Origin of the sequence: Mesorhizobium sp. M7A.F.Ca.CA.002.05.1.1 (assembly GCF_003998335.1) — a bacterium.
Classification (GTDB): domain Bacteria; phylum Pseudomonadota; class Alphaproteobacteria; order Rhizobiales; family Rhizobiaceae; genus Mesorhizobium.
Genome location: NZ_RZQI01000021.1, coordinates 1 through 18,104, shown reverse-complemented (window position 1 = coordinate 18,104; position 18,104 = coordinate 1). Strand labels below are relative to the sequence as shown.

At 59.0% G+C, this 18,104-nt stretch carries 16 protein-coding genes and 1 riboswitch; of the genes, 8 read left to right on the top strand and 8 right to left on the bottom strand.

The features are described 5' to 3' along the window. The coding region (locus EN939_RS38485) for a hypothetical protein (protein WP_206517167.1) at positions 1-223 on the top strand (223 nt) is incomplete at its 5' end. Positions 224-410: 187 nt separating this feature from the next. Here EN939_RS38485 and EN939_RS02480 read toward each other — a convergent pair. Genes EN939_RS02480 through EN939_RS02470 form a run of 3 tightly spaced genes read right to left on the bottom strand, consistent with a single transcriptional unit; the run spans position 411 to position 4,869 of the window. Next, complete coding sequence (locus EN939_RS02480) at positions 411-1,466, bottom strand: hypothetical protein (RefSeq protein ID WP_063169411.1); 1,056 nt, start codon at positions 1,464-1,466, stop codon at positions 411-413. Then, positions 1,463-3,529, bottom strand: coding sequence for an ORC-CDC6 family AAA ATPase (locus EN939_RS02475; protein WP_063169412.1), 2,067 nt, complete (start codon positions 3,527-3,529; stop codon positions 1,463-1,465). Before EN939_RS02475 ends, EN939_RS02480 begins: the two co-directional genes overlap by 4 nt. Positions 3,530-3,531: 2 nt before the next feature. Beyond that, positions 3,532-4,869, bottom strand: a complete 1,338-nt coding sequence (locus EN939_RS02470; RefSeq protein ID WP_127248690.1) for a metallophosphoesterase family protein — start codon at positions 4,867-4,869, stop codon at positions 3,532-3,534. 491 nt (positions 4,870-5,360) lie between these two features. Here EN939_RS02470 and EN939_RS02465 point away from each other — a divergent pair, with 491 nt between their 5' ends. From EN939_RS02465 to EN939_RS02430, 7 genes are all read left to right on the top strand, one after another. Then, on the top strand, positions 5,361-5,624 hold the full coding sequence (locus tag EN939_RS02465; protein WP_082826710.1) for a hypothetical protein: 264 nt from the start codon (positions 5,361-5,363) through the stop codon (positions 5,622-5,624). A 317-nt stretch (positions 5,625-5,941) separates the two neighbouring features. Further along, positions 5,942-6,058: riboswitch (TPP riboswitch) on the top strand. A gap of 103 nt (positions 6,059-6,161) precedes the next feature. Further along, on the top strand, positions 6,162-7,997 hold the full coding sequence (gene thiC / locus EN939_RS02455) for a phosphomethylpyrimidine synthase ThiC (protein WP_063169414.1): 1,836 nt from the start codon (positions 6,162-6,164) through the stop codon (positions 7,995-7,997). Next, positions 7,994-8,995, top strand: a complete 1,002-nt coding sequence (thiO, locus tag EN939_RS02450; RefSeq protein ID WP_063169415.1) for a glycine oxidase ThiO — start codon at positions 7,994-7,996, stop codon at positions 8,993-8,995. The genes thiC and thiO overlap by 4 nt, the downstream gene beginning before the upstream one ends. Further along, positions 8,964-9,161 carry a sulfur carrier protein ThiS gene (gene thiS / locus EN939_RS02445; protein WP_024504260.1) on the top strand — a complete coding sequence of 66 codons (198 nt, stop codon included), beginning with the start codon at positions 8,964-8,966 and terminating at the stop codon, positions 9,159-9,161. The genes thiO and thiS overlap by 32 nt, the downstream gene beginning before the upstream one ends. 1 nt (position 9,162) lies before the next feature. Beyond that, the gene (locus EN939_RS02440; protein WP_024504259.1) at positions 9,163-9,936 is read left to right on the top strand and encodes a thiazole synthase; all 774 of its coding nucleotides are present in this window, start codon (positions 9,163-9,165) and stop codon (positions 9,934-9,936) included. Continuing rightward, positions 9,933-10,538, top strand: a complete 606-nt coding sequence (locus EN939_RS02435; protein ID WP_063169416.1) for a thiamine phosphate synthase — start codon at positions 9,933-9,935, stop codon at positions 10,536-10,538. Before EN939_RS02440 ends, EN939_RS02435 begins: the two co-directional genes overlap by 4 nt. Further along, the gene (locus tag EN939_RS02430) at positions 10,529-11,344 is read left to right on the top strand and encodes a hydroxymethylpyrimidine/phosphomethylpyrimidine kinase (protein ID WP_063169417.1); all 816 of its coding nucleotides are present in this window, start codon (positions 10,529-10,531) and stop codon (positions 11,342-11,344) included. The genes EN939_RS02435 and EN939_RS02430 overlap by 10 nt, the downstream gene beginning before the upstream one ends. A gap of 905 nt (positions 11,345-12,249) precedes the next feature. Here the strand turns inward: EN939_RS02430 and EN939_RS02425 are convergent. From EN939_RS02425 to EN939_RS02405, 5 genes are all read right to left on the bottom strand, one after another. Beyond that, positions 12,250-12,816 carry a hypothetical protein gene (locus tag EN939_RS02425; protein WP_063169418.1) on the bottom strand — a complete coding sequence of 189 codons (567 nt, stop codon included), beginning with the start codon at positions 12,814-12,816 and terminating at the stop codon, positions 12,250-12,252. Between the two features lie 24 nt (positions 12,817-12,840). Then, the gene (locus tag EN939_RS02420) at positions 12,841-14,814 is read right to left on the bottom strand and encodes a DUF3732 domain-containing protein (RefSeq protein WP_063169419.1); all 1,974 of its coding nucleotides are present in this window, start codon (positions 14,812-14,814) and stop codon (positions 12,841-12,843) included. Next, on the bottom strand, positions 14,815-15,327 hold the full coding sequence (locus tag EN939_RS02415) for a three component ABC system middle component (RefSeq protein ID WP_063169420.1): 513 nt from the start codon (positions 15,325-15,327) through the stop codon (positions 14,815-14,817). It lies immediately after the preceding gene. Then, positions 15,324-16,490: an ABC-three component system protein gene (locus tag EN939_RS02410; protein WP_063169421.1), complete on the bottom strand. Its 1,167-nt coding sequence runs from the start codon at positions 16,488-16,490 to the stop codon at positions 15,324-15,326. The genes EN939_RS02415 and EN939_RS02410 overlap by 4 nt, the downstream gene beginning before the upstream one ends. A 323-nt stretch (positions 16,491-16,813) precedes the next feature. Then, positions 16,814-18,104, bottom strand: a 1,291-nt coding sequence (locus EN939_RS02405; RefSeq protein WP_442919510.1) for an ATP-binding protein, incomplete at its 5' end; no start/stop codon positions are given.

Sequence of the window (18,104 nt, the reverse complement as noted above, 5' to 3'; positions counted from 1 at the left end):
GCCTGGACATTCGCTGTCCCCTCGATTCGCCGCCGCCGAACCGAGTGAATCACGCTCCGCGCCACAAGGGAATCGCAAAACCGAATTGCAGGAAAACAGCCCCAATAAACCGCTAATCCTGCAATTCCAAAGCCGCTATCCGCCTCAATCAACAGGCCAGATCAATGGCTTGCGGATAGTTCACGGCCGACTCACTATTTCTATGCTGAACAGTCTCGCCTGAGTATATGTTTTAGCTAGTCGCTAATTAGACGGAATTCTGCCAGTCTGCATTCCCCCCTGATCTGATGTAGAGCAGCTTCCAAGTGGGAATTAGCCCCCCATCGACCGGATCGGGCGACACGAACATGCGCTGAAGGCTTGGCGGAACGGCTACTGGGACCATGATGCTACTCGAATGCAAGATAGTGTCAGAACGTCCCGGGAAGGCTGCAGGCAGGGGATGTCAGGTCAATCAGCCTATAGATATGATACCGCCCATTCGCTGAGACTTCACGATGGGCATAGGAGGTGGGAATTCTTGCCTTGAGATGGACGCGGCTGTCGGAGCAGGCGAGCACGGCAGCAGCGATGGCCTGAACCTTCGGGCCGCTGACAAAAACGTTCACCACCGCACGCGAGCCGAACCCGTCGAGATACGTCTCGAAAGCATCGAGGTGGGCCATCAGCCCGAAAGCCTGGATGTCGCGAACTTCGCCATCTTCGAGCCGGTGGGTTTCACGTACCTTGGCCACCTGTTGATCGAGCAAAGCATCGATATGCGCATTCTTGTCGCTTCTTGGGACGAGGAGCGAGATCCGTTCCGGACTGACGATATCGATCAATCCGTAGAATACGTCGGCATCTCCTCCGATCCCCACGAGCAGGACTTTCTCTTCGCCCATTCCTCCGCTGCCTTGAAGATGAGGGACGGTGACGTATCGGTCCAAGCCGCTGGAAAAATCCTCTTTGCCGATCGCGTTCCCGTAGATACCTTCGGCGTACCCGAATTCGAGAGACTGAATCGACATTTTCTTGAATGCCACCGCAATCAGCCATTGGATGTAGATTCGCGGCATCGTCGAGCACTCGACGAAAACCTTCCGCAGGCTTCCTTCGTATGAGCCACATGAAGCGGCCATCTGAGTGAGCAGGTGATCGAGGAGATTGATGTTCTTCTGATACTCGATGGAAGGCTCGAGGGTGATCACAGTCACTTCGACGCCCCATCGGGTACCCATAGCGATGAGCTTTCGCCGGTTTTCTTCGACGGCTGGGACGTTCGCTTCCTTCAGAGCAAAGTCCAGAACCACGATCTTGCCGACCTTCAGGTCAAGATGGTTTTCGAACGCGGCGAAACGCGTTTCCCATCCAAGCGCGACGATCGCGATATCTGCCTCCATCGTTTCGCAGGTACCTGCATCTCTCGCCTTCTCGGTGACGGCCAGATGGCCGAAGACTCGATACTCGACAGTTGAAGCGGTCATTCGAGATCGCTCTCGAAAAGCGAGTGCTGGAATTCGGTCTTGAGTGCGGGCCGCGCGACGAGCTCCTTAAACACCGAGTCGGCCCAGTCTTCTGGGAGCCGATGCCTGGTAAAAAGCAGGTCGACCATCCGCGCCGCAGGGATTGTGTTGATTTCGTACGGGCCGCGATAGGAGAACCCGAAGTAAGGTGCAAATCGCCGATGCAATCTGATCATCATCTCCTTCGATGCGGGGTCGGCGCGGTCCACCTCAAAGTTGCCGGCGGCGGAGACCTCCCGGATAAACCCATCCCTTTCCGCCCGACGCAGGACCTCGTCCAGTTTTCCGCTGGGTTGCTCCAGTCGGTTCACCAGCGAGCGCATTTCCTTTAGATCAACCCTGAAAATGCCTCTCTCTGTCGTTCCTAGAGCATTTTCTTCGGCAAACTCTGTCTGGAGGCGAGCGGTCAGGTAACCCAACGCCCGCACCATGCGCACGCTCTCTTCTTCGTACGGATGTGAAAGCGCCTGAAGTCCATCAAGCTTCCGTTGAGAGGCGGCGTTCACAGCCTGTCTCTGCTGTTCGAGATGAATCTGTAAATCCGAGTTGATGAATTCCACCAGTTTTCGTGGATCACTGGAACTCGGAACACTGCGGCGGAAGATCTCTCCCATTATATCAAGGAAATCGCGTATACAGACGTCGCTCAATGATGTGATGATCTGGTGCCCTACGTACGGGTAGTCATGCAGACGCAGCATCTGGCACGCTTTCAGAAAAGCCCATCCCTGTTTCCGGGCGATCGACCTCTTCAGATTTGAAGCATCCGCCTTGCTCATGGGCCGGCGCTTAATTTCCGGGTTCATGAGCGCGAGCGCCAGCCCTTCGGCATAAGGGCGCGCTTTTCGATCAAGAAGGAATTGCTGCTGATCCGCCGTCCTCAAATTCACGGAGAGGAATTCACGTGCTGCATCAGCAAGTGCCACAAGCTCTTCTCTGCCCTCGGAATGACCCGATATGATAACCCGCTCGATGATGTCATTGACGGAAAGCCGCCCCAGCCGGTTTTTGAGCGAAAACGCGCTGAGCGCATCGTTGCGCTCGAGATCACTCCGCAGATGGTCAGGAAGCGCATAGTACAGCCGAAGCGACGACACGTTCTCGCACAGCGTGGCGAACTCCCTCGGATCGACTGAATCAAGATTCTCGACGTCCCGGTCAGCATTCGAGAGCGACTGGCCGGGTATGATCGTCCGGATCGTGTCGTAGAGGCCGCCGATGTAGGCGAGGACCCATTTCACGTTGCCGCGCGTCTTTCTCACCAAGGTGTTCAGGAACTGCTGTTGGAGCGGTGTCAGTGCTTCACAGTCGTCAATCAGTATCTTGAAGAAGGGCGCCCTGTCACCGGCGAAAGATGGGCCATTTAAAAGTGGAGTGATCGCGGTCGCGACCTTGTTAATGATCGCGCCAGGGTCTGTTGCTCTGAAGCCGGTCGCTCCGGCATCGGCGGCAAAGAAGAACGCGTTGAAGCATTCGTCGACGTACCGGGTTATCCCACCCCGCAGCTCATCGATGCTGAAGAAGTCGAGACGGGCAGGTTGGGGTATGAAGTGCAGCACTTCGCGATGCAGTGCCAGGGCGACGTCCCTATCTTCGGAGGCCCGGTATTTCAAGTGGCCGTCGCGTCTGAGCTGGCCGATGCTCTCGAGCAGGCGTTCGACTATCTTCAGCTCCAGATAGTGAGAGAAGATTACGAATTGCCGCGGGATCACGGCGGCCGTGTCGAAGCGTATCCGCTCCGGAATGAGGTTCAGAACGGCGTTGTCGATTAGGGGCGAGAATGTCTCATTGAGCTGGAAGAAGACGCCATACCAAGCGAGCTTGCCGACTTGGTCCGAGAGACTTTTGTCTTCAAGAATATGGACTGTGGAAAGCGAGCGAAGAATGCTGGTCTTGCCGCTGCCTCTCGTCCCTGCGACGAAGACCGGCTTGGCGGCGGCAGAAATCAACGCCGACTTCTGACTGAACCACAGTATCGGGCGGCTTTCGTACTCGATCCTGTTGGGGCCGAACGGATTCTCCATCGCTATTCGTCCCTTACCTTAATGCGCCAAGCCGAGTTTGCCTTGGTGAGGCCGTCTATCTCGATGAAGCGCGCCGCTTGGAGCATCAGAAGAGAGTCTTCCAGATCTAGCCCGAGCTCGGCGGAGGCAGCAATCTCAGTGATCTCGTCCCAGAAGAGTAACCCATTCCCGCGCCTGGTGGCATGGTCGCGCAGTCGGCGCAGCAGGTCAAACGTGTCGTTGTTCAGAAAGGCCTTGCCGTTGGACATGGTCGAAATAAAGCAATGTTCGCCTTCCATGACCGTCCCGTCGGCGACATTGGTGCGGTAGGGTATAAGTCGGATGCCGACGAGCTCTCCCTGATCGGTCGTGAAGAAGACGAGCTCATTGAAACCTGACTGTATCTCTGGTGCTGAGATGCAGATCAATTTGCCGTCCGGAAACCTTGGATCGTTGACGATCTCGACCGGATCAGCATGTATGTGTCCATGCAGGTAGACGATAGGCTTGTTGCCCTGCAGCAGCTGAGTTCTGACAAATCCGCTGTTGAGCATCTCCGCGTATGGCGTAATGCGCGGAGTCTTTTGTGGCAGCAGATTGTGATGGCCGATTATGATGCCGTAACGCATGTCGGGCTGCTGGAGCAATTCCTGTAGGCCTGCAAGCATCTCACGCGAGATGTATGGCGTGTCCATCTGACCGTAATACTCGTCGTCGGACGCCTCCTTGTCTGGATCGCTGGGAGGTGTCGCGGGCGAATGTCCCGAGATGTCCGGCGAGCCGAGATCTACAGGCTCTGTAGAAGGACTGAGTGCCTCGAGACGATCACGAAGGAACGCGGGAAGGTTTTGAAGCTCCCAACTGCCTATCGCTGTGTTGACGAGGATGAAGTTTGCGCCTGCGGATCCTGTCGGAAGTCTGAAGTGCACGGGTTGGTCCACGGGAACGGTCTGCCAACCCAAGCGGGCGGCTAAACTCGCCATTTCGCTGAATTTCTCAGTCGGTCCAAGTTCGCGCGCGTCATCACGGTTCACATCGTGATTTCCCGGTACGAATATCAACGGAAGCGCCTTTGAACTGCGTCCCTGTGCGCGGCAGAGCAACGTGAAATGCTGGAATGCCGAAGCAATGAAGGTCTTGTCGCCACGGCTCGTGAAATCCCCCATGAAGGCGATCGAATCCAAGGGCTTCGAAGTCGTCAGCCGCCGAAGTTTCGTCAAGACGGCACGCAGCGAAGACGCGCGTAGCTTCTGCGTTATTTTCGGAGCGAACTTGCTATCCTTGGCATCGATGTTGCTAGAGGAAGGATGCCAGTCCGGATAGTGAATATCGCCTACTTGAAGGATTCGCACCCGCCGCATAACTCGCCCCCCTGCCGAGAGCCATAGACTAATCCGTTCGCTTTTGCCAAGCGCGAACGATCATCCGCAGTGTCCTTAACGAGGTAGCCTGCACTTTTCGAGAATTGCCACGGCGGCTATTTTTCGGCTGTGAAGCACACGAGACCCGTGACGTGAGACCCAGTTGCTCAATGCCCAGTTGCTCAATGAGCTTTCTTACGAATAAGGGAGAATTTCCGCGGCCGGACTATCTCTGAGCGAGCGTGCATGACTGCCAACGGAAGGTCTTGCACGCACCCTTGCGATCTTGAGCAATGGTCGCCATGACTTTCTTCTTGCAGGCTTTTGAGTGGCCCAGCCTGCGATCACCAGACCCCACCGATTCTAAAGAGCGTGGCAGATGGGATAGTCGAGGTTGCCCGTGCACAGTCACGCTCAGGGCTTGCGCCGCCCAGAGGACACGCTGAAAAGGCAGATTGGGGCGCAAGCACGCCATTCACGAGAGGTTCGACATGAAGACCATGCAAGAAAAAGACATTCCGGCATTCGTACAAGCAGTTGTGGACGCCGGCTGCAAAATTTGCGCGATTGGCAACTTGGGATACGTCTTTGGCGATGCTGATTTCACGCCAGCGCAACGGAGGGCCGTCGAGCCACAGCTGCGTAGGATTGCTGAAATCTACGGCGAACGCGATCATCTCATGAACGAGATAGCTGTATATCTGCGGTCGATCGGACGCCATGTCGAGGTTGAGCCGAAGACAGGTATTTCCTGATGGCCGTGATCGCGAGAAGCCGTCTTCCAACCTCTGAATCCTAAAGGAGGTGACCCCCAAGGCCGTTCGTCACCTTCGACCAGAATAACCACATCCGTGACCGCCTGAGCTACTTGGTCGATACGCGCACATGGCCAATACAGTTTCTCCATCCTTCACGAAGCGAATGAGGCTTTGGCCATTCAGCCCCGGTCTACGGGGCGTGACTTGTCCCCGATGCATGCGCGAGCTCTCCGCCCGGCTGGCCGCCGGTCGTCGCCACCGGCCGAAGGCGCCCGAATGCGCTTGACAAGATAGCGTCAGCCCGTTCAACCTAAGGCATTCACCAGGGGAGTCCCGGCAAGGGGCTGAGATACTGCTGGCTTTCGCGGCGCAGTGACCCGTTGAACCTGATCCAGTTCATACTGGCGTAGGGACGGTGCAAGCGCTTTGCGGGAGTTTACGCCCGAGGTCCTGTTGCAGCAGGTCTACAGAAGCGTCTTTTCATCCTTCCGGCACAGAACTGGGTCTCCAATGCATGAGCAAAGGAGCCTCACGATGAATGCCCTCACCCCCGCCGTATCGACGGGACCACTGCCCGCCTCGCGGAAAATCCACAAGCCCGGCGTCCTCTACCCGCAGATCAGGGTGCCGATGCGCGAGATTTCCGTCCATCCGACGGCCGGCGAACCGCCCGTCACCGTCTACGATCCGTCCGGCCCCTACACCGATCCATCAGTCGAAACCAGCATCGAAAAAGGCCTTGCCCGGCTTCGCCACGAATGGGTCACGGCGCGTGGCGATGTCGAAGCCTATGACGGCCGCCACGTCCGGCCGGAAGACAATGGATTCGCCACCGGCGAGCGCCTGACACCGGAATTTCCGATACGCAATCGGCCGCTCAAGGCCAAGCAGGGCAAGGCGGTGACCCAACTTGCCTATGCGCGCGCCGGCATCATCACGCCAGAAATGGAGTTCGTAGCCATCCGCGAGAATCTCGGCCGCGAGGTGATGCGCGGCAAGCTGCAACGCGACGGCGAAGCCTTCGGCGCGGCGATCCCAGATTTCGTCACACCCGAATTCGTGCGCGACGAGGTGGCGCGCGGGCGCGCAATCATTCCCGCCAACATCAATCATCCCGAGAGCGAGCCGATGATCATCGGTCGCAATTTTCTGGTCAAGATCAACGCCAACATCGGTAACTCGGCTGTCACATCGTCGATGGCCGAAGAGGTCGAAAAAATGGTCTGGGCTATCCGCTGGGGCGCGGACACGGTGATGGACCTGTCGACCGGCCGCAACATCCACAACATCCGCGACTGGATCGTGCGCAATGCGCCGGTGCCGATCGGTACGGTGCCGCTCTATCAGGCGCTGGAAAAGGTCAACGGCATCGCCGAGGATCTGAACTGGGAGGTCTACCGCGACACGCTGATCGAGCAGGCCGAGCAAGGCGTCGACTATTTCACCATCCACGCCGGCGTGCGGCTGCACTACATCCCGCTGACCGTCGACCGGGTCACGGGCATCGTCTCGCGCGGCGGCTCGATCATGGCCAAATGGTGCCTGCACCATCACCGGGAGAGCTTCCTCTACGAGCATTTCGAGGAGATCTGCGACATCGCCAGAGCCTATGACGTCTCCTTCTCGCTCGGCGACGGCCTTCGTCCCGGTTCAATCGCCGATGCGAACGACGCGGCGCAATTCGCCGAACTGGAAACACTTGGAGAACTCACCAAGATTGCCTGGGCAAAGGACTGCCAGGTGATGATCGAAGGCCCGGGCCATGTCCCCATGCACAAGATCAAGCAGAACATGGACAAGCAGCTCGCAGTGTGCGGTGAGGCGCCGTTCTACACGTTGGGGCCGCTGACGACCGACATCGCGCCGGGCTATGACCACATCACCTCAGGGATAGGTGCCGCCATGATAGGCTGGTTCGGCACCGCAATGCTTTGCTACGTCACGCCGAAAGAGCATCTCGGCCTTCCCGACCGCAACGACGTCAAGATTGGCGTGATCACCTACAAGATAGCCGCCCATGCAGCCGATCTGGCGAAGGGCCATCCGGCAGCGAAAACCAGGGATGATGCCCTTTCGCGCGCGCGCTTCGAGTTCCGCTGGGAGGACCAGTTCAACCTGTCGCTCGACCCCGAAACCGCACGGTCCTTCCACGACCAGACCTTGCCCAAGGAGGCGCACAAGCTGGCACATTTTTGTTCGATGTGCGGGCCGAAATTCTGCTCCATGCGCATTTCCCACGACATCCGTGCCGAGGCCCAGAAGGAAGGCATGGCGGCAATGGCGGCAAAATACCGGGAGGGCGGCGATCTCTACATGCAGGCGGACGAGACTGGCGTACCGGTCGTGCCAGAGGCTCCCAAACCATCATGAGGGTGCTCGTCAAAGGGGCCGGCGTTGCCGGCCTCACCGTCGCTTTCGAACTCGCCGCCCGCGGCGCGACGGTCACCGTCGCCGAGATGCGGCATGGCCTTGGTGGCAACGCGTCGTGGTTCGCCGGCGGCATGCTGGCGCCATGGTGCGAGCGCGAAAGCGCGGAGCAGCCGGTGCTGGATCTCGGACGCGATGCTGCCGACTGGTGGGATGCGGTGCTGTCGGGTCAGGTGACACGGGCCGGGACATTGGTCGTGGCCGCGCCGCGTGATGCCGGTGAGCTTGACCGGTTCGCCAGTCGCACGTCAGGGCATCGGCGCGTCGATGAAAACGAAATTGCGCTCCTGGAGCCCGACCTCGCCGGCCGCTTCCGGCGTGGATTGCTCTTCCCCGACGAGGCTCACCTCGACCCACGCCCGGCGATGGCGGCACTTCATGACAAGCTTGCGACCATGGGTGTCAAATTCCACTTCGGCTGCGACGCCCGGCCTGTTTCGGGATTCGCCCGTCAGATAGACTGCATGGGAATGGCAGCGGCCGATGACAGGCTGCGCGGTGTTCGCGGCGAAATGCTGATCCTTCGCACGCCTGATGTCTCGCTGTCGCGGCCGGTCCGTTTGCTTCATCCACGCTTTCCGCTTTATGCCGTGCCGCGCACCGATCACCGTTTCATGATCGGAGCGACGATGATTGAAAGCCAGAGCGCCGGACCGGTGACGGCGCGTTCCATGATGGAGCTGCTGGGCGCCGCCCATGCCCTCCATCCGGCCTTTGGTGAGGCCGAGATCGTTGAAACCGGTGTGGGTGTCCGTCCGGCATTTCCCGACAATTTGCCACGCGTCGAAACAGACGGTGAGATCATCGCGATCAACGGTCTTTATCGTCACGGTTTTCTCCTCGCCCCCGCCATGGCGCGCCAGGCTGCCGACCTGGTTTTCAGTCAAGACAGAACCAAGGAGCATGCTCATGAAACTGATGGTCAACGGCGAGGCGCGTGAGATTGCCGCCACCACGCTGGCCGAGTTGCTTGCCGCGCTCGACTATGAGGGCGATTGGCTCGCCACCGCCGTCAACAGCGACCTCGTGCACAAAGCCAACCGCGCGGAGTTCCAGTTGAGCGACGGCGACCGGATCGAAATCCTCTCGCCCATGCAGGGCGGCTAGCATGTTGGAGCTTTATGGAACCGAGCTTTCGTCGCGCCTGCTTCTCGGCACGGCTCAGTATCCTTCGCCGGCCATCCTTGCCGATGCAGTCAAGGCATCGGGCACGTCGGTGGTGACCGTCTCGTTGCGGCGTGAGATGGCGGGCGGTAGGGCCGGCGAACAATTCTGGTCGTTGATCCGCTCGCTGGGCGCCAGAACCCTGCCCAATACCGCCGGCTGCCTCTCCGTCAAGGAAGCCGTCACCACCGCGAAAATGGCGCGCGAGGTCTTCGGCACCAACTGGATCAAGCTCGAAGTGATCGGCAATCACGACACGCTACAGCCGGATGTGTTCGGTCTGGTTGAAGCCGCCCGCATCCTGTGCGAGGACGGCTTTGCGGTATTCCCCTATACCACCGACGATCTCGTTGTCGCCGAGCGGCTGCTGGAAGCGGGCTGCAAGGTCCTGATGCCGTGGTGCGCACCGATCGGTTCCGCCTTGGGACCGGTCAACATGACGGCGCTGCGCTCGATGCGCGGATATTTCCCTGGCGTCCCGCTGATTGTGGATGCGGGGCTCGGACGGCCGTCGCACGCGGCCACCGTCATGGAACTCGGCTTTGACGCCGTGCTCCTGAACACAGCGGTCGCCAAGGCGGCAGATCCGGTCGGCATGGCGCGTGCTTTCGGTAAGGCGGTCGACGCCGGTCGTGAGGCGTTCAGTTCGGGAATGCTCGAACCGCGCGACGTCGCCGTGCCATCGACACCGATGGTCGGCAGGGCCGTTTTTTCATGAAGCTCGATCCCTTCTACCTGATCGTCGACAGCGCCGCCTGGATCGAAAGGTTGGCGCCGCTCGGCGTCAAGCTGATTCAGCTTCGCATCAAAACCATGGATGAAACCGGGCTGCGCGCGGAGATCCGCAAGTCGAAGGCCTGGTGTGTCCAACACAAAAGCCAGCTCATCATCAATGATTATTGGCGCCTGGCAATCGAGGAAGGCTGCGATTTCGTGCATCTGGGCCAGGAGGATTTGCAAACGGCCGACCTCTCGAGGATACGGGCAGCGGGCGTCAGGCTCGGATTGAGCACGCATGATCATGTCGAGCTGGAAACGGCCATGTTTGCCGAGCCCGACTATGTCGCGCTCGGTCCGATCTATCCCACCACTTTGAAGAAAATGAAGTGGGCACCGCAAGGGCTAGAGCGGATCAGCGAGTGGAAGCGGCGGGTGGCGCCGATCCCATTGGTCGCCATCGGCGGCCTCAACCCCGACCGCCTCGACGGCGTCTTTGAGGCCGGCGCCAACAGCGCCGCAGTGGTCACGGACATCACGTTGAGCTTCGACCCCGAAGCGCGCACGCGAGAATGGATCGAAAAGACGGACCGATGGCGATGAGACGAGAACCGCATGTGCTTGTCGTTGGCGGATCAGATTCCAGCGGGGGTGCTGGAATAGCACGCGACATCGAGACGATCTCTGCCGTTGGCGTGCGCACCTGTCTCGCCGTCACAGCGCTAACGGTGCAAACGCACGACGCCGTGATCGAAATCCATCATTCGCCACCCAGCATGGTGGCCAATCAGATGTGTGCCGCGCTACAGGCCAACGACGTAGCCACAATCAAGATCGGCATGCTGGCGACTGCCAAGATCATTGTTGCCGTTGCCGCAGTGCTGCGCAAATTTCCGCAAGTGCCGGCAGTACTCGACCCTGTGCTGGCCTCCACCTCAGGCCGCGCACTTCTGGAAGCAGGCGCTATCGCTGCCATGAAGCGCGATTTGATGCCGCTTTGCTGCATTGTCACGCCCAACCTTCCTGAACTGGCGCTCCTTACTGGTTCCGAACCGGCTTCGGATGAGGACGGTGCGCTCCAACAAGGACAAAGACTGCAGGCCGTCGGCCCTCAGGCCCTGCTGATCAAGGGTGGGCACGCGTCGGGTCCCCGATCGGCCGATATTCTGTTACGCTCCGATCATGAACCCATCCACTTCGACACGCCGCGCCTTGCTATATCGATGCGCGGAACAGGTTGCATGCTGGCCAGCGCGATTGCGGCGCATCTGGCGAAGGCGAAGTCGCTCGAAGATAGCGTGCGCGAAGGCAAGCTGTTTGTGTTCGAGAAGCTTCAGAAATGCCGGCTGAATAATCACAACGTTCTGCGTCCAGCCAAGCAGACCCATTTTCCAGAATTTTTCCAGTAGCGAGACTGGAGGGCTACTGCTTCTCTATGCCATCCTTACAACGCGTTGAGTTCCACTGTGCCGTCCAGAATTATCTGTCGTTGTCCAGAATTAAGCCGGGCTTAGAACTGAAACGAACCCGCCGAAAGGTACGAGCGGCCCTCACTCGATAAGGGTTACCAAACCTATTCCTGTGGGCTACCAATCCGCGTGGTGGGTGGCCTTAGGTTACCAATCAGTGTGGCGTCCGGAATTATCTGCCTCTCTCCGGAATTAAGCCGAGATTAGAAGATCGGTGCGGTATTGCGCCCGGTCAAACCGTGTCGATTTGCGGCGTAGCCGACGTGTCTCACGCTTGGCGGCGTCGCACGCTGGTCCCGATTGTCGCCCGAATATCTGCCTACCGGCGACAGTGAATGCGCCAAGCTAGACCTTCGTCGATAGGGCGGCTCCGGTTTACCAATCCTGTCGTCCTAGGTTGACCAATCCGTTGTCGACCGTGAGCGGGTTTACCAATAAGGGCGGCTATATTCTGCGCAAACCCAATCACCTGATGCCAATCCAGAATTAATCGTCATTAAGGGCATTGGTAAACTCAGTCTGAAACCCCACCCTTAGCCAGAAAACTCTCCTGTTTTCAATCGCATAGCCCGCCCGCCAGCAACCGATAATTCGGGACCGGTAAACCCGTGAAAGGCCCAATAATTCCGGACGTCACACCAGTCTGCCCTTTTATGCGACTTTTCGAGCACAGACCGGGAACATCTGACCGTTTCCATTCATCGCCCAAGGCCGGTTTAGCGCTGGAAAAGCCAAAGTGCGGGAGTAAGAATGGCCGCAACGGGGCCGGAAGCCGTCGGTCAGCTTTCGGGGAGTGATCCCGGTAAGTTCGCAACTCATTCGCTTCTTTTCTGCAGTCCCCGCCATTACGAGTTGGCGGTGTCGGTCGCCGAGGGGATCAACGCCATTACTGCGGCTAGTTCGGCCCTCCGGACGAGGAATGGCATGCGCGTCGTCCCATAGTGCTTGGCAAGATGGAAGCGGTGCATGCCTCCTACGATGTGAACTTGGCCTTGGTACTCGCCGAGCAAAGGCGGTGTGACACCGCGGCCATGCAGCCATCGGTAGGCGATCCCACAGCTCTTGCTCTTGTAACGTTGATGCCAAGGACCCTTGTCCCTGCTGGCGGCGTAGGTAAGCCTGCCGCCAACGTCAGTGACATCAGCGTCGATAAGAATGAAATCCGTCGAAGCGTGGTCGCTGGGATCATCGCCGTCGAACGCGAGATAGAAGTTTGCAGGATCGCAGTCCCATATCGCAGTCAGTGCAACCGGAATGTTCTTTCTTCCTTTGCACCAGATGTCGACCTTGCGTTTCTCCTGAGCGCGGGCGACCTCGAAGGCTTCGTCTAGTTTTCCTTCCGCGACATCCATGGCTGTGATGACGTTCAAGCCAAGGGCCGTCAGACGGTTGATCTCGTCCACGTTCGCCATGCCTTCTCCTCTGGCAGCAGATTATTATCCACCGTTGGAAGATGCGGCGGCAATCCAAGCCTGAGGCACGAGGGCCTGTCCACGCCATTCCTCAATCAACTTGACTCCGGGAAGCTTGCCCCAGACGTCCTCATCTGCATGATCCAGCACGATGATCTGGAGGCGACCTTTCGCGGCCATGACCTCAGCGCCTAGGAGCGCAAAGACCTTCCTGACGGCGACCACGTCCTGATCCCTCCACGCGATGAGGTCGGGGCCCTCGTCGCCCGCCGCCCGCTTAGGAAAATAGACTTGGCTAGGTTGGTCGAAGATCAGCTGACCAGGGACTGGGTGATGAGGTTCGGCCAGGAAGTAGTGCTGCAGCGCAAGCATTAGTGCGACGTGATACGCGAGCCAATTGGCGCCGCTGCCAATCTCCCACAGGTAGTCCTCACGCGTTCCCCTAGTCACCTTGACGGTCAGGTCTTCAATCAACAGCCTAATCGGGGCCTCGGGCCACTCCGCGTCAAGCTGCGGAATCAGCCGATTGGCATGATGGGAGACTTGGTGCAACGCGTTGAATAGCTTGCGCTGGATGTCGGCCTCGGAGATCGTCTTTTGCAGCGTTGCAATATCGGCCTGCAGCGAGGTGAGTTCCTGCCGCAAATCCGACGACTGGTCGGCGCGGTCGTAGACGTGCAACGCCTGCTCCAATCGACCGAGGAAGCGCTCAAGCCTATCGAAGCGATTGGCCTCGTCTCGGGCGACGTCAGAGTCCCGTTCCAGCACCGCTATCTCGCTACGGACATCGTTCAACTCAGATAGGACCGCTTCAGCGGCGCCGCGCTGGCGCAGGATTTCCTTGTCAAGCGTGTTAGACATCGCAGGGTGGGTCCGCAGTCGGATCTCCAGACCGCCGAGGTTGTCGCAAAGGGCCAAGACCTTCTCGCGGCCGCCGTCCCCGAGTGCGACCAACGGATCGGCGAACTCGTCGGCCAAGTCCCTCAGCCACGTGGAAAGGTCCAAGCGGTCACGTTGGATGCGCATGGCGTCGCCGTACGCCTCGCTGCTCTCCACCAGACGGCGCAGTTCGTTCAGGCGCTGACGATGCTCGGTAAGTCGCGCGGCGATTTCAGTTTCCGACGCACGAAGGGTTTCCAGACGCGTCAGCACCACATCGATGCCGGCCAGGCTTGGTCGAGCAAGACTTGAGTTGCTGTTCGACACGCGCCGAAGCAGGTCAACAACGTCACTCCAGTCCTTCGGCACTTCAGTGGAGGAATCGACTAGGCCAAGTTCGACTGCCTGACGCAGCCACGCCTCCGCCTCCGCCCGCCAAGCGCCAGTTGCCGACACGATCGCGCGTAGCTCAGCCTCCTTCCGGCGGAGGTTGCGCTGGAGCCGATCGATCTCAAACCGCGCCTGGAGAATCTTTGCCGTGACCGCGCCCAGAACGTACGGGAAGATGGTCTTTAGCTTCTCCCGGTGTTCCGTCGTATCGGCCTTGAAAAACATCACGTCGGGATTGGCGATCACGTTCTGAGGTTGGAACGTGAAGGCCATGAGGTCGCGGAAGCTTGGCCTTTGCTTGAATCCATTCTCTGTACCTGGTTCGAAGTCGAGGTCAGTCAGTCCTGCCAGGCGGTTCATCGCGCGCTTGACCGTGTCGACATTGGTGGTCTTGTCGGTGATCGTCTCCGGAATTTCGACCTGTGCGCCCTCCAGCAGCACCATGTCGCCTGTGCTCTGTTGGTCCCCCGGTTCGCGTCGCGCCAAGAGCTTTTCGCCCTCCAGCGTCTCGATCAGAATGCCGAACCAGCTGCAGTTCTCGCGGATTACGCCCACCGGAATCGCGCATTTCTCCGAGCCCAGACAGTAATCAACAATAGGGATAACGGCGGACTTCCCGGTCTTCGACGCGCCGCTGATGACGTTGACGACACCGGGCTCGAACTTGACGACCCGCGGCGCTGCACCATTGCGGGGCCAAAGGATCAGTTTTCGAAGCTGGAAATACATCTAGAACTCCACCCGTAACAGGTTGGCCACCTGCGCGGTCCCCAGGTTCGAAAACCAGAAACCCAATTTCTCCGAGGCAGGTCCGAGGTGCTTGACGCGCTCTGGAAGGACGAGCCTCCTCGGTTTCGGTTCTGGTACGTTTGCTCTTAAAGTAGCATCCTTGTAATCCACGGACAGCAGCCGCCCGCTCACACCGACAGCGGCCGATTGCAATGTCAGAGTACGCAGCAGCAGCGCTCGCTCGTGGACGGCGAGGAGTTGTTCCCGTTCCTTCCCGAGCTTGGCCGCGAAGAGCGCCAGTCCAGAGGGTCGGTTTGTCGAAGTCACGATTTCGAGCGTTGCGCGATGCAGGACGATTGGCAGCACGAGAAACGCCAAGGCGAACGGCGCTGGACGTTCGTCCTCAGCCTGGAAACCTTGGCCAAATTGCCACAATGCGAAAGCCCCAAGTCCTGGATTCTGGACAAGGGCGAGGTCGCTGAGCGGTAGGTGCGATCGGCCAGCCTCAATCAAGTCGCTGGCTCCAAAAGAGTCTGGTAGTCGGGATGCCAGCCGAGGCGCAGGCCGTGGGCAAGGGCGTTGAATGATCCGTGGACGAAATGACCGGGGACGACTCGACCATCGAGTGGAGGCTGCAACTGCGCGCAGCGCCTGTAAACTATTCTACCACGAACCGTTGCGGGGTGTCCGGCCTGTATGTCGTGCACCTCTGCACTGACGTGCTCATAGCGACCGACAAGATCATCGTCCCAGTCACTTAGGTTCTTCTCAAAGATTAGCCCGCTTTCGCCCCAGATCGAGATGTCGGCGAGCGTCCTAAGGTAATCGCTAACAGCCCGGACGCACGCTTCGTCTCCCACCTCGATCAGCTCGAGTTGGCGGACGAAGGCGGGACGGTCGGCGATCAATTGTTCGATGGCCTCGACAGGCGGTTGCTTGGTGAAAGACGACAGCAGCCCTGGAAGGTTGTTCTTCTGAACAAATGCTCTTTGCTCGGCCTGAAACGCGTCCACGTCCAAGATGGCGGGCTTGCCAGCTCTAATCAGCCTGTCCGCCGCCTCCTTCGCAGCGCCGATCGCGCGTTCGCACACTAGGTCGATGATGAGCGGAGAGACCGTCGGCTTGAAGATCGCGCGTATCGGATCGACGGGATCTGCATCGACGCTGATAACGGCGAGATTCTTGACCAAGGCGGCGCAATGAGCCGCATCAGCGTTCAGGAAAGCTTGGACGTCGGCGTCGCATGCCGGTGCAGCTTTCAGCTTGCTGTGGGCTTTGGCGAGGTTAGCGACCAGCGCCTCCACGTCGGCATCTGTTTTCGCGTCGTTCAGCGCGATCGCGAAGGCACCCGCCTTCACCGGTGTGACATATAGCCGGAAATGGCTGGTCGCCGGGTCGATCTCTCCCGCCGCCATGAAGCTGAGCCAGTTGGCCAGAGACTTCCACAGGTCCGCAGCCCAGTCGGATATCGGATTTTGCTTCAGTGCGCTCTTGCTTTGCTCAAGAACGACTTCGCCGCCGACCAGGTGAACCGCCACATCGTCTAAATGTTCAAGAGAGACCAAGGCGCCGCTAGGCGCGTTGAGCAGGTGAAAGCAAAGGCGTACAGGTTGAAGCGCATAGCCGAGGTATTGGCCAGCGGCGCTGTGTTTTCCCGTTTGCGTCTTCGCGTTCATTGCCCATCCCGTTCTCCCGAGTCGCACCGGAAGAAGCCAGTAACGATATTGGTATAGTTCGCCGTTGTTTACAATTGGCGCCCCGGCGATAGGACGGCTAGGCGCGATACAATTGCTGTTTAGGGCCAGCTCTCGAAGTCCAGATTCGGCAGGACAATGAATTTGCAGGACGTCCATTATGGGCACATCGGGGCCGTCTATGGCTCGGGCGATATGTCCGCTTTTGGACGAACGCGAAGTTTGCCGGAACGTCTGACTTTGGGCGCATACTTGCCGTCAAATTCGGCGTCCTTCACTGGTTCGTTCACGTATTCCGGAGAAAATTACTGTGCGAGTTGATGGATCCTCGTTCCCGGTACGACAGCCTCAGCTATTTCACATAGATGCTTATGGTGCGTCAGGTAGATGACCTGACCTGTGTTTGCCATCGCTCCGAACAGCCTGAAAACCTCCTCCGAGCGAATATGGTCGAACGTCTCCATGATGTCGTCGGCGACGAATGGGACCGAGGGCCGAAATTGCGCGAACTCGTAATAACCGGCGAGTCTTAGGGCAAGGTACAGCTGAAATCGTGCACCCTTTGAAAGCGCTTCGGTGACCTTGGATTGCCCGTCACCCTGCACAGCAATGAGAACCTCACCACCTCTTACAGGCTGGGTTGTCAGCCCCGAATACTGGCCACGCGTCATTAGCTTGAACGCGTCTGATGCGCGCGCCATCATGCCGGAGCGATGGCTCTCACGGTAGATCCGCAAAGCATTGCCAGCCGACATGATGCCAAGCTTCAGCTCTATGTAGCGAACGGCCTTCTCCTCGATTTCCAGCAGGGTTGTGCGCCGTTCAGCATCCAGGCGTGCAACCGCACTATCACCGCCGATGGCGTCCAGCTTGTCGGCCGCGCGCGTCTGCCGGATCAGCTGTTGCTGGATGGTTTCATCGAACAGGCGAAGCCGCTGCTCACCCTCAGCCTTCTCGACCGCGAGGCCGTCGAAATCGATCGCGTCCAGGATCGAGCGGGCCTGCTCGAATCCGTCGACCGCGAGCTCCGCCACTATCCGTTCCTCAAGTTCGGCGACGGTGGTGCGCAAGCCATCGCGCTCACGCAACAGCTCATCGCGTTCGACTACCTCGGGCAGAGTGGCGACACCAAAGACGCCCAGCACCTCGTTCTTGCGGCGTTCGTGTGCCAAAATCTCAGTGTCGAGGATGTCGCGCGCCTCCTTGAGGCGCTTCAGGTCGTTGCCGAGGCTTGCCTTCGTTTCACGTGTCCGCTCGGCACGCTCTAGGCGCTCGGCAAGGCGGATGGCCAACTGCTCCGGGTCGGTATCCTTCGTCGGCTCGTCGGCTTCAACCGCAACGGCGATGACCTCGACCAGAAAATTGGCCCTGTCGGCCTCCATCTTGTCGATACGCAGCTGCAGGTCGTCCCGTTCCTGCAGGCTTCTTGAAAGTTCGGCCAATTGATCGAGCACAGTGCCGACGCCGGATGCGGAGAGCCCGCTTTCGAGCCAAGTTCCCTTGAGTGCTTCGGTAATGCCGGCCAGCCATTCCTCCTCGCGACGCTCCGCCACACCTACTGCAACCCGTCGTGCCGCTAGATCCTCTTCTTTGGAG